Source organism: Pseudomonas sp. MWU15-20650 (assembly GCF_023242475.1).
In the GTDB taxonomy this organism is placed as follows: domain Bacteria; phylum Pseudomonadota; class Gammaproteobacteria; order Pseudomonadales; family Pseudomonadaceae; genus Aquipseudomonas.
In genome coordinates, this window is sequence record NZ_JALJFG010000020.1 from 86,592 (window position 1) to 98,243 (window position 11,652).

General features: G+C 60.6%; 10 protein-coding genes. 3 read left to right on the forward strand and 7 right to left on the reverse strand.

Annotated features, from left to right (window positions below; all coding sequences use genetic code 11):
* Positions 1 to 13: 13 nt before the first annotated feature.
* From flgK to M5B43_RS16550, 7 genes are all read right to left on the reverse strand, one after another.
* On the reverse strand, positions 14 to 2,050 hold the full coding sequence (flgK, locus tag M5B43_RS16520) for a flagellar hook-associated protein FlgK (RefSeq protein WP_248751089.1): 2,037 nt from the start codon (positions 2,048 to 2,050) through the stop codon (positions 14 to 16).
* A 10-nt stretch (positions 2,051 to 2,060) separates the two neighbouring features.
* Positions 2,061 to 3,326: a flagellar assembly peptidoglycan hydrolase FlgJ gene (flgJ, locus tag M5B43_RS16525; RefSeq protein WP_248751090.1), complete on the reverse strand. Its 1,266-nt coding sequence runs from the start codon at positions 3,324 to 3,326 to the stop codon at positions 2,061 to 2,063.
* Between the two features lie 4 nt (positions 3,327 to 3,330).
* The gene (locus M5B43_RS16530) at positions 3,331 to 4,419 is read right to left on the reverse strand and encodes a flagellar basal body P-ring protein FlgI (protein ID WP_078738632.1); all 1,089 of its coding nucleotides are present in this window, start codon (positions 4,417 to 4,419) and stop codon (positions 3,331 to 3,333) included.
* A 27-nt stretch (positions 4,420 to 4,446) separates the two neighbouring features.
* Entirely contained in the window at positions 4,447 to 5,142 is a 696-nt protein-coding gene (gene flgH / locus M5B43_RS16535) for a flagellar basal body L-ring protein FlgH (protein WP_248751091.1), read from the reverse strand.
* Positions 5,143 to 5,195: 53 nt separating this feature from the next.
* On the reverse strand, positions 5,196 to 5,981 hold the full coding sequence (gene flgG, locus M5B43_RS16540) for a flagellar basal-body rod protein FlgG (RefSeq protein ID WP_248751092.1): 786 nt from the start codon (positions 5,979 to 5,981) through the stop codon (positions 5,196 to 5,198).
* A gap of 71 nt (positions 5,982 to 6,052) precedes the next feature.
* Entirely contained in the window at positions 6,053 to 6,793 is a 741-nt protein-coding gene (locus M5B43_RS16545) for a flagellar basal body rod protein FlgF (RefSeq protein WP_248751093.1), read from the reverse strand.
* A 553-nt stretch (positions 6,794 to 7,346) separates the two neighbouring features.
* Positions 7,347 to 8,909, reverse strand: a complete 1,563-nt coding sequence (locus tag M5B43_RS16550; RefSeq protein WP_248751094.1) for a sigma-54-dependent transcriptional regulator — start codon at positions 8,907 to 8,909, stop codon at positions 7,347 to 7,349.
* Positions 8,910 to 9,166: 257 nt separating this feature from the next.
* On the opposite strand from M5B43_RS16550, the gene phhA reads away from it, so the two are divergent.
* The 3 genes from phhA to M5B43_RS16565 all read left to right on the forward strand — a co-directional run bounded on the left by phhA (position 9,167) and on the right by M5B43_RS16565 (position 11,612).
* Entirely contained in the window at positions 9,167 to 9,958 is a 792-nt protein-coding gene (gene phhA / locus M5B43_RS16555) for a phenylalanine 4-monooxygenase (RefSeq protein WP_248751095.1), read from the forward strand.
* 104 nt (positions 9,959 to 10,062) lie between these two features.
* A complete protein-coding gene (locus M5B43_RS16560; protein WP_010208721.1) occupies positions 10,063 to 10,419 on the forward strand; it encodes a 4a-hydroxytetrahydrobiopterin dehydratase in 357 nt (118 codons plus the stop codon).
* Positions 10,419 to 11,612, forward strand: coding sequence for an amino acid aminotransferase (locus tag M5B43_RS16565; protein WP_248751096.1), 1,194 nt, complete (start codon positions 10,419 to 10,421; stop codon positions 11,610 to 11,612). The genes M5B43_RS16560 and M5B43_RS16565 overlap by 1 nt, the downstream gene beginning before the upstream one ends.
* Positions 11,613 to 11,652: the final 40 nt, after the last annotated feature.

Sequence of the window (11,652 nt, forward strand, 5' to 3'; positions counted from 1 at the left end):
GTTCCAGACTCCTTTAAAGGGCGTTAATCAGTGTGCTGAAGGTTTCTTGCGCGGCCTTGATGATCTGCGACGACGCGGTGTAGTACTGCTGGAACTTGATCATGTCGCCCGCCTCCTCGTCCAGGTTGACCTGGGACACGGAGTTGCTGGCCGCCTTGTTCGCCGCCAGCAAGGCCGCAGTGGCGGTGCTGTCGGTGTTGGCCTGGGCAGCCTTGGAACCGACCTGGGAGACCAGCCGGCTGTTGGCACTGACCAGGCTGACACCCGCATTGCCATCCACCGCACCGACCGTCGCCTTGGTCTGCAACCCCAACAACTGCTGGGCGTTGCGGCCGTCGGAAGTGGCGCCACTGTTGAACGAAAAGGTGGTGCTGTCGCCGTTGGCGGGCGAACCGGACACCGTGGTGTCAAAGCTGAAGCTCTGGCCTGGAATCAACGTGCCGGTAGCATCGCGCATCGGCACATTCACGGTGATCTTGTTGCCTTGGCCCGGGATGATGCTGCCGGTGCCGATGGCGTTGCCCTGGGCATCATTGACGGTGTACGACTGAGTACCGTCCGCCGCTGGATTGCCGAACACCATCTTCACCGGCATCGAGTTTTCGATCCCGGTGCGCAGTTGAGCGGTAGCGGCGCCGCCGTTGATATCGATCGGCACCGTCAATGTCGGCGGCGTGAATGCGCCGGTGCCGGTGTTGGTCTTGCTGGCATTGCCGGCCAATGGCCCGGCGAATGCGAGTTTGTTCGGGTCCTTGAGGTCGACACTGATACCGCTGGCACCGTTGGCCGTCGGGCTGACCTTGAAGCTGTCACCGGCCGCGACAGGCCCGTTGCCATTCAACGCCAGGGTGAAACCATCGATCACCGGCGGCGGTGCCGTGGTGGTGTCGAACGAGCCCATGGCCTTGCCATCGGACCGCACCACGTTGTACTGGTTGCCACTGGTGAAGGTGACCTTGTAGTCAAACGTTGACAGCTTGCTGCTGTCGGCAATCGTTACGTTCAGGTTGCCCGAGCCTGCGCTGTTACCGGAGGCGGCCTGGCTGCGCTGGGAGATAGCGGCTGCACTGTTGATATCACTGAACAACGAGGAACCGAAATCGCTGTTCAGGTCCAACCCTTGCCCCAGTTGGCTGTTGACGCTGTCGGCAGCGGCAATGGCAATGCGCCCCAAGTCGTTGATCGCAGGAATCAACGCATCACTGCGATACCGCAACAGTCCACCGATGCTGCCGCCACTGACCACATTACCGATGTCCATCGGCACGTCGCCCATGTTCAGCTGAAGGGTGTACTGGCTGTTGTCGCTCTTGCTGGGGACGGCCGAAATGGTATTGGCGACATTACCCTCGACCAGCGATTGCCCGGTGCCGGTGGTGATGCTGAGTTGGCCGTTCTTTTCGGTTGCGGTCACGCCGATCAGTTCGTTGAGCGAACGCACCGCCTCATTGCGCGCATCCAGCAGGTTGGCCGGGGCGCTGGTCGTCGAGCCTTGGGCCTGGGAAATCTGGCCGTTCAGCGAAGCAATCGACGAGGTCAGTTTGTTGACCTGGTCACTCATGGTGCTCAGTTGGGCGTTGATGCCTTCTTTTTGCTGGGTCAACTGCGTGGAAATCGCATTGAAACGGTTGCTCAGGGTCTGGGCACTGGTGATCAACAACTGCCGTGCAGACACATCACTCGGCGTCGCCGCAGCGGTCTGCAAAGAGGCAAAGAACGCACTGAGCACGGCGGACATGCCGGTGGACTTGTCCGACAGGGTCTTGTCGATCGCAGCGGCCTGGCCTGCGTAGGCGGAGGCATCGCTGTTGAGCGCGGTGCTGCTCTGGTAGGCAGCACCGAGGAAATCGTTATAAATGCGGCGCACATCCGCCAGGGTCGTGCCGCTGCCGATGAACACGCCACCGTATTGGTTGTTGGCGTTGGCGTTCTGGGTGGTCTGCTGACGCGAGTATCCCGGGGTATTGACGTTGGCAATGTTGTTACTCAGGACCGACAGCGATCCTTGAGCGGCGTTGAGCCCTGACATCCCGATACTGAGCAAACTCATGGTTCAGACCTTATAAATGTGTGGTTGCGCCAGCGGCAGCGTAATTCTGGTAACTGTTCATCGTTTTTGCGATCTGCGAAATCTTGCTGGCGTAATCCGGGTCGGTTGCATAACCGGCTTTTTGCAACTCGCGTACAAACTGTTCCGGGTTGTCGGCTGATTTCACAACTTCTTTATAGCGATCATTGCTTTGCAGCAACGTCACCAGGTCATGGAAGCTGTCCTGGTAGGAGTTGTAGGAGCGGAATTGCGCCGTCTCCTTGACCATCGCCCCATCGCGAAACTCGCTGGTGATGGCACGCGCTTTGCCACCCTGCCAACTCTGGCCGGCTTTAATACCGAACAGGTTGTGGCTGCTACTGCCGTCCTGGGCGCGCATCACCGATTTACCCCAACCGGTTTCCAGCGCCGCCTGGGCGACCAGGTACTTCGGATCGACGCCAATACGTGCCGCCGCCGCCTTGGCCATCGGCAGCATGGTGGCGACAAATTCATCCTGCGAGCTGAACGCTTTCTTCGCGGGCGCCAGCGGCGGCTGGGCAATGGCGCGGCCATAGACCTGCATGCGCCCGCTCTGCACCGCAAAGCTGTGCGCGCTGCTGTTGACCACATTGTCATCGGCAGCGCTGTTGCGCAGTGGCGCGGTTTTTGCGACGCCCGCCACATCCGTGTTCGGCACGATGCCGGCAAGCAGACGATCGGTCAGCTTGCTCGGCAAGGCGATACGGCGCTGGTTCATCAGCGCCATGTCGTTGGCGTGGGTATTGCTGCCCTCGGGGACGGCGACACGATACGCCCACAGAGGACGCTGGCCATTGGCGCGACCCAGTGGGCCCTCAGCTTTAGTGCCTGCGGCGATTTCAGTCGGCACATCGACTTTCTTCACCGGCGCATCCGCCGCCGGGCCTTGCAGGGTGGCGGCCTGGGCGTCCACCGGCTTGTTCTTCTGCATCTGGCGCATCAGCACGTCCGCCAGACCGATACCGCCACCTTCACGGGACATCGAGACGGCCAGTTGCTGGTCGTACATTTCCTGGTATTGCTTGGCGGCCGGGGTGTTCAGCGGGTTGTCCTTGCCCAGGGCCTCGGTGGCCGAACGCATGGACTTGAGCATCTCGCTCAGAAACAGCGATTCGAACTCCTGCGCCACCTTGCGCATATTGCCTTCGCTGTTCTTGTCGGCACCGACCTTGAGCTGGTTAAGCCGGTTCAAGTCGGAGTAAGACCCCGAATCCGCCGTGCTGCTGATCCCGCTCTTGCGCATATCCATGGCCATGGCCTCAGATCACTATCAGGTCGGCTTGCAAGGCGCCGGCCTGTTTCAGGGCTTCGAGGATCGCCATCAAGTCGCCAGGGGCTGCGCCCACCTGGTTCACCGCACGGACAATCTCGTCCAGGGTGGTACCGGGGCCGAACTTGAACATCGGCTTGGCTTCTTGCTGAGCATTCACCCGTGAACGGGGCACAACTGCCGTCTGGCCATTGGACAACGGCCCAGGCTGGCTGACGATCGGGTCTTCGGTGATGGTCACGGTCAGGCTGCCGTGGGTCACCGCCGCCGGCGACACCTTGACGTTCTGGCCAATCACGATGGTGCCGGTACGCGAGTTGATAATGACCTTTGCCACCGCCTGGCCCGGGTCAACCTCAAGGTTCTCCAGGATCGACAAGTAGTCGACACGCTGGCTTGGGTCCAGCGGCGCCGTCACGCGAATCGAGCCGCCGTCGATGGCCTGGGCCACGCCCGGGCCGAGCATGTCGTTGATCTTGTCGACCACGCGCTTGGCGGTGGTGAAGTCAGAGCGGTTGAGGTTCAGGGTCAGGCTGTTGCCCTGGTTGAAACCGCTGGGCACGGTGCGCTCTACCGAGGCGCCGCCCGGGATCCGGCCGGCCGACGGCACGTTGACGGTGATCTTCGAACCGTCGCGACCTTCGGCATCAAAACCGCCCACCACCAGGTTGCCCTGGGCGATGGCATAGACGTTGCCGTCGATACCTTTGAGCGGCGTCATCAGCAACGTGCCGCCGCGCAGGCTTTTCGAGTTGCCCATGGACGACACGGTGATGTCCACCACCTGCCCGGGCTTGGCGAACGGCGGCAAATCGGCACTGATCGACACCGCTGCGACGTTCTTGAGCTGTACGTTGCCCGAACCTGGCGGCACCTTGATGCCGAACTGCGAGAGCATGTTATTGAAGGTTTGCAGGGTGAATGGGGTCTGGGTGGTCTGGTCACCCGTGCCATTAAGCCCGACCACCAGGCCGTAGCCGATCAACTGGTTGGACCGCACGCCGGAAATGCTGGCGATGTCCTTCAGGCGTTCGGCCTGGGCCACCGCGCTCAAGGAAAGCAACAGGGCCGCCGCCATCAGCTGTTTGAGTTTCAAAGTGGCCACCTAGAAAGGGAACAGCGGGCTAAGGAAGAAACGGTCAAACCAGCCCGGCTGGCTCGCATCGGCAAACGAACCCGTACCCGAGTAGGTGATGCGTGCATCGGCAATTCGCGTCGAGGAAACGGTGTTGTCAGTGGAAATATCATCGGCGCGGACCATGCCGGCAATGCGCACCAACTCGTCGCCGGTATTGAGCGTCATCCACTTTTCACCGCGTACGGCAATGATGCCGTTGGGCAGCACATCGGCCACGGTCACGGTGATCGAACCCGTCAGGCTGTTGCCCTGCCCTGCGGCACTCTTGCCGTTGGTGGCGCGGTCGCCGCTGTAACCGGCATTCAGGCTCAGGTCGCCATCGCCCAACGGGTTATTGGTGCTCGGCACGCCGCCGAACAGTGAGGTCAGGCCAATGCTGGTCTTGCTGGTCTTGCCAATCTGCGAGTTGGCGTTCTTGCTGGCCTGGGTCTTCTCGTTCAGGGTGATGGTGATGATGTCGCCGACGCGGAACGCCTTGCGGTCGCTGTACAGGTTCTGTTCAAAACCGGCCTGGTAGATCGAGCCATTGTTGGCCGCTGCCGGCAACGGCGTGCGTGGCAAGACCGGCGCGTAGTACGGGTCATTGGGTTTCGGCGTCGGGGCGACACAGCCCGCGAGCACGGCGATCCCACTCAATGCCAGAACAGAAACATAGCGATTCATGACCCTAACCTCACGGTGTTGCAGGCGCCCTCAAGGGCGCCCCATAGACTTGATTACAGATTCTGCGTTACGAACGAAAGCATCTGGTCGGCGGTGGAAATCACCTTGGAGTTCATCTCGTAGGCGCGCTGGGTCGTGATCATGTTGACCATCTCCTCAACCGTGCTGACGTTGGAGGTTTCCAGGGTGCTTTGCAGGGTGGTGCCGAAACCGTTCAGGCCAGGGGTGCCGATTTGCGGCGCGCCGCTGGAGGCGGTTTCCAGGAACAGGTTGTTGCCCGTGGCCTGCAGGCCCGCCGGGTTGATAAAGTCGGCGGTTTGCAGGTTACCGATCACTTGCGATGCCGGGTTACCGGCCACGGTGATGGACACGGTGCCGTCGTTACCGACGGTGAAGGTCTTGGCATCGGCAGGCACGACGATCGCGGGCTCCAGGGCAAAGCCGTTGGCAGTCACGATCTGGCCGTTGGAGTCCAGGTGGAACGTACCGTCACGGGTGTAGGAGGTCGTGCCGTCCGGCTGCAGGACCTGGAAAAAGCCACGGCCGTTGATGGCCATGTCCAGCGGCTGACCGGTTTGTTGCAGGTTACCGGCACTGAAGTTCTTCTGGGTGCCGACGATCTGCACACCGGTACCCAGTTGCAGGCCCGACGGCAGTTCGCTGTTCTGGGTCGACTGGGCGCCTGGCTGACGTTTGATCTGATAGAGCAAGTCCTGGAACTCGGCGCGATCACGTTTGAAACCCGTGGTCGACACGTTGGCCAAGTTGTTGGAAATGGTGGTCAGGTTGGTGTCCTGGGCGGACAAACCTGTTTTGGCAACCCATAGAGCCGGAAGCATGCTGTTCTCCTTCGTGCGCCTGTTTGTTGGCGCTGCGCTGCAAAATTAGTAATCGGTCAATAACGCTGCTATCAGCTCATCGCCAGAACGCGGGTCATCGCTTGGTCGTCTTCTTTAGCGCTGTTCATCATTTTGATGTGCAGCTCGAACTGCTTGGAAAGCGCCAGCACCGCCGTCATTTCTTCAACGGCATTGACGTTGCTCGCTTGCAGGAAGCCTGACGTCAGCTTGACGTTCGCGTCGGCCTGGGCCGGCTTGCCATCCTTGGTGTGGATGGTGCCGTCCAAGGCTTTAGTCATGTTCTTGAGGTCGGGCTGGACCATCTTGATGCGGTCCACTTCCGCCATCACCCGCGGGCCTTCGCCCATTGCGCGGATACTGATGGTGCCGTCCGAGCCCACTTCGATTTTCTGCTGGGGCGGTACGGCAATCGGACCACCGTTGCCCATGATCGGCATACCGTTGCCGGCCCGCAGCACCCCCAGCGCATCCACATTCATGCTGGCGCTGCGCACGTAGGCTTCGCTGCCATCCGGGGTTTGCACGGCCATCCAGCCATCGCCGCTGACGGCCACGTCCAGGTCACGGCCGGTTTCAATCATGGCCCCTGGGGAGAAGTCAGTGGCCGGCCGCTCGGTCATGGCAAATGCCCGCGCCGGAAAGCTGTCACCGAACACCGGCATCGAACGCGCCTGCTCAAGGTCGCGCTGGAAACCGTTGGTGGAAATGTTCGCCAGATTGTTGGCATGGGCCTTCTGCGCCAGTGCATTCTGGCTGGCGCCGGTCATTGCCACATAAAGGTACTTGTCCACGCTCTTTCCTCTTTCTGACGGACGCTTGCCGCCCACCGCTGTACTGATGAGGCTTAAGCAATTTGCGAACCAACTTTTCAAAAGAGGCTGGAGCCCAGGCGGTGCGGGGGTTTCGTGGAGATATTTGAAATAGGGATGGAAAAAACAGTCGAAAAAACGGCGGACTACTGCCGCCAGCGGCAAACACCAGTCTCACAAGCGACAAAGATCCAATGTGGGAGGGTTTCTACAGTGAGTTATTCATGCTCTGGCTTGCGAGTCGGTGCTGCGCTATCTGCAAGCCTGAGAGCAGGTAATTCTCAAGGTAGAAAGGCAACCCATGTGGGAGGGGGCTTGCTCCCGATTGCGGTCTGTCGGCTAAGCATCTGCTGACTGATACACCGCCATCGGGAGCAAGCCCCCTCCCACATTTTTCGTTGGGTTTCTACAGTGAGTTATTCATGCTCTGGTTTGCGAGTCGGTGCTGCGCTATCTGCAAGCCTGAGAGCAGGTAATTCTCAAGGTAGAAAGGCAAGCCCCCTCCCACATTTTTTGGCCGCGCTGAGTCAGCAAACTATTTATCGGACTTGAGTACTTCGTAATCGCGCAGCTTGTTGGCGATGGTGGTGTGCGACACCCCCAGGCGCTTGCCCAACTGCCGACTACTCGGGTGTTCGGCATACAGGCTTTCCAACACAGCCTTCTCAAAGCGCCCGACGATATCTTCCAGGCTCCCCTCCAGGGAAAAATCACCCAGCGGCTGGCGCACGCCATAGTCTGGCAGCCGGACATGCTCAACTTTGACCGTGCCGCCCTCACACAACGACACCGCCTGGAACAGCACGTTTTCCAACTGCCGCACATTGCCCGGCCAATGGTAATGACTGAGCCGCTCCATCGCCGCCGGGGCCAGCTTGGGCAACGGGCAACCGATCTGTCGGCTGGCCTGATCCAGGAAGTGCTCGACCAACGGCGCGAGGCCGTCAAGGCATTCGCGCAAAGGCGGGATATGCAACGACAGCACGTTCAAGCGGTGATACAGGTCCTGTCGAAACTCACCGCGTGCGCAGAGCTCGGACAAGTCCACCTGAGTCGCACAGATCACACGCACGTCGAGGTACACCTCTTCATCACTGCCGACCCGACGAAAGCAACCGTCCTGCAAGAAGCGCAGCAACTTCACCTGCAACCGCGCACTCATTTCCCCCACACCGTCGAGAAACAACGTACCGCCCGCCGTCAGCTCCAACAGCCCGAGCTTGCCTTCGGCACGCGCGCCTTCAAAGGCACCGGGGCCGTAACCGAACAGCTCGGTCTCGGCCATCGACTCAGGCAAACCGGCGCAGTTAAGCGCCATCAATGGCGATTGCCCGCGTGGGCTGGCCAGGTGACAGGCGCGGGCCAACAACTCTTTGCCGGTGCCGGTTTCGCCTTCTATTAATAGCGGCGCATCCAGCGGTGCCATGCGCCGCGCTTCGCGCACCACCGCCGCCATGACCTTGGAGCTCTGGAAGATGCTGTCGAAACCGCGCAGTTCTTGCTTGCGCACGTTGTAGATACGTTCACCGACCCGGTCGGCACGGTGCAGCGTCAACACCGCGCCGGCCATGGCTTCGCTGTCATCGTGTTCGGAGGATTGCAGGGGCGCGATATCCGCCAGGAACACATCACCCTTGACCTTGACCCGCAGGCCATTGATCCGCGACTTGCTGGCGCGCACCAGTTCGGGCAAATCGAAATCCTCGGCATAGCGCGACAACGGAATACCCGGCACCTCATCCACCCGCACCCCGAGCAACTGCGCCGCCGCACGGTTGGCGGCGACGATAGAGCCGCCCATGTCGATGGACAGCACCGGAAACTCCAGCGCACCCAGCAGCGCATTGAGCTCCATATGCCGACGTTCACTGGGCATCAGCCCCACCCTTTTGACGCCGAATACACCGGCAATCGCCTCGAACTGCGGGCGCAGTGCCTGGAACTGCATGTTCACCAGGTTCGGGCAGAACAGGTAGATGGCATTGCCATGCTCACCGCCGACCTCGCCCTTGGCGACGTTGACGCCGTACCCCACCAACAGGTTGAGGATGTCCCGCAGGATGCCGATGCGGTTCTGGCAGTGCACTTTGATACGCATGGAAAGGCTCGAAAAGTAGGGAGGCGCCGCGTCTTTTTGCCGCTGGGCGCAGATAGTCGTCAAGATTATGTGACAGCGAGTCACCTTTTCACAGCCCAAGACACAGATAAGGCGCATACCCGTAACGAATACTTTACGAAAACCGGTGATTTTTCCTACACACCCAGGCAAGACCGCGATGGAATCCGGCGCTGTTCGGGTTATCAATAGATGCATCGCAGGACATAACAAGAACGAATGCCTAGCAGGAGAGCCGTATGAAGCAGACGCAATACGTGGCCCGCGAGCCCGATGCGCAAGGTTTTATCCACTACCCGCCGGAAGAACATGCGGTGTGGAACACCCTGATCACTCGTCAGCTGAAAGTGATCGAGGGCCGCGCCTGCCAGGAATACCTGGACGGCATCGACAAGCTCGGCCTGCCCCTGGATCGCATTCCCCAACTGGGTGAAATCAACAAAGTGCTGGCCGAAACCACCGGTTGGCAAGTCGCCCGCGTGCCGGCGCTGATCCCTTTCCAGACCTTCTTCGAATTGCTCGCCAGCAAGCAGTTTCCGGTGGCGACCTTTATTCGCACTCGCGAAGAATTGGACTACCTGCAAGAACCGGATATTTTCCACGAGATCTTCGGCCACTGCCCGCTGCTGACCAACCCCTGGTTCGCCGAGTTCACCCACACCTACGGCAAGCTCGGCCTGGCGGCCACCAAGGAGCAACGGGTCTACCTGGCGCGCCTGTACTGGATGACCATCGAGTTCGGCCTGGTGGAAACGCCCCAAGGGCGGCGCATCTACGGTGGCGGCATTCTGTCGTCGCCTAAAGAAAGCGTGTATTGCCTGTCGGACGAACCCGAACACCAAGCCTTCGACCCGCTGGAAGCGATGCGCACGCCGTACCGCATCGACATCCTGCAACCGCTGTATTTCGTATTGCCCGAGCTCAAGCGCCTGTTCGAAGTGGCGCAGGAAGACATCATGGGCATGGTTGAACGCGGGATGGCGTTGGGGCTGCACGCACCGAAATTCCCACCTAAACCCAAGGCCGCGTGAGCCTCAGCTTTTAAAGCCAGGTGAGTCTGTTCCCTGGCCCCGCGTTGCTTTAGGGTGACGCCACTGACGACCGTTTTTCAAACACTCGAATTCAGGACACCGACATGACCACCTTGAACCAAGCCCACTGTGAAGCCTGCCGCGCCGACGCCCCACAAGTCAGCGACGAAGAACTGCCGGTACTGCTCAAGCAGATTCCCGACTGGAACATCGAAGTGCGCGACGGCGTGATGCAGCTGGAAAAGGTTTTCCTGTTCAAGAACTTCAAGTTCGCCCTGGCCTTTACCAACGCCATGGGTGAAATCTCCGAAGCCGAAGGCCATCACCCTGGCCTGCTCACCGAATGGGGCAAAGTCACCGTGACCTGGTGGAGCCACTCCATCAAGGGCCTGCACCGCAACGACTTCATCATGGCCGCGCGCACCGACGAAGTGGCCAAGGACGCCGAGGGCCGCAAGTAATGCATTTCGATGCCATTGGCCGCGTGCCCGGCGACCCGATCCTCGGGCTGATGGACCTGTATGCCCAGGACACCCACCCGAACAAATTCGACCTGGGCGTGGGTGTGTACAAGGACGACCAGGGCCTGACGCCGATTCCCCATTCGGTGAAGCTGGCGGAACAGCGCCTGGTCGACACGCAAGCCACCAAGACCTATATCGGTGGCCACGGTGATCCGGCGTTCGGCAGACTGATCACTGAGCTGGTACTCGGCGCCGACTCGGCATTGATCCGCGAGCGCCGTGCCGGTGCCACCCAAACCCCAGGTGGCACTGGCGCCCTGCGCCTGAGCGCCGATTTTATCGCCCACAGCCTGCCCGGCCGTGGCGTGTGGTTGAGCAACCCGACCTGGCCGATCCACGAAACCATCTTCGCCAAGGCGGGCCTCAAGGTCAGTCATTATCCGTACGTAGGCGCCGACAATCGCCTGGATGTGGCGGCGATGCTGGCAAGCCTGTCCACGGTACCCAAAGGCGATGTGGTGCTGCTGCATGCCTGCTGCCATAACCCGACCGGCTTCGACCTGTCCCAGGATGACTGGCACCAGGTTTTGCACATCGTGCGCGAGCGCCAGCTGCTGCCCTTGATCGACTTTGCCTACCAGGGTTTCGGCGATGGCCTGGAGCAGGACGCCTGGGCGGTGCGGCTGTTTGCCGCCGAGTTGCCGGAAGTGTTGATCACCAGCTCCTGCTCGAAAAACTTCGGCCTGTACCGCGACCGCGTGGGCGCATTGATCGTGTGCGCGGCGGATGCAGAAAAACTGGTGGATGTGCGCAGCCAACTGGCGAATATCGCGCGTAACCTGTGGTCGACACCGCCGGATCATGGCGCGGCCGTGGTCGCCACCATCCTCGGTGACGCCGAGCTGAGAAAGCGCTGGAGTGAGGAAGTCGAAGCCATGCGCTCGCGGATCGCGCAGTTGCGTTCCGGGCTGGTGGAAGCCTTGGCGCCCCATGGCTTGGCCGAGCGATTTGCGCATATTGGTGCGCAGCGCGGGATGTTTTCCTATACCGGCTTGAGTGCCGAGCAGGTCAAACAACTGCGTGAGAAGCACAGTGTGTATATGGTCAGCTCAGGTCGGGCCAACGTGGCCGGGATTGATGCAACGCGCTTGACGCTGCTGGCGCAAGCCATTGCCGACGTTTCCAACTGAACAAACCGGGAATGTGAGAGGGGGCACGCCCCAATACCAT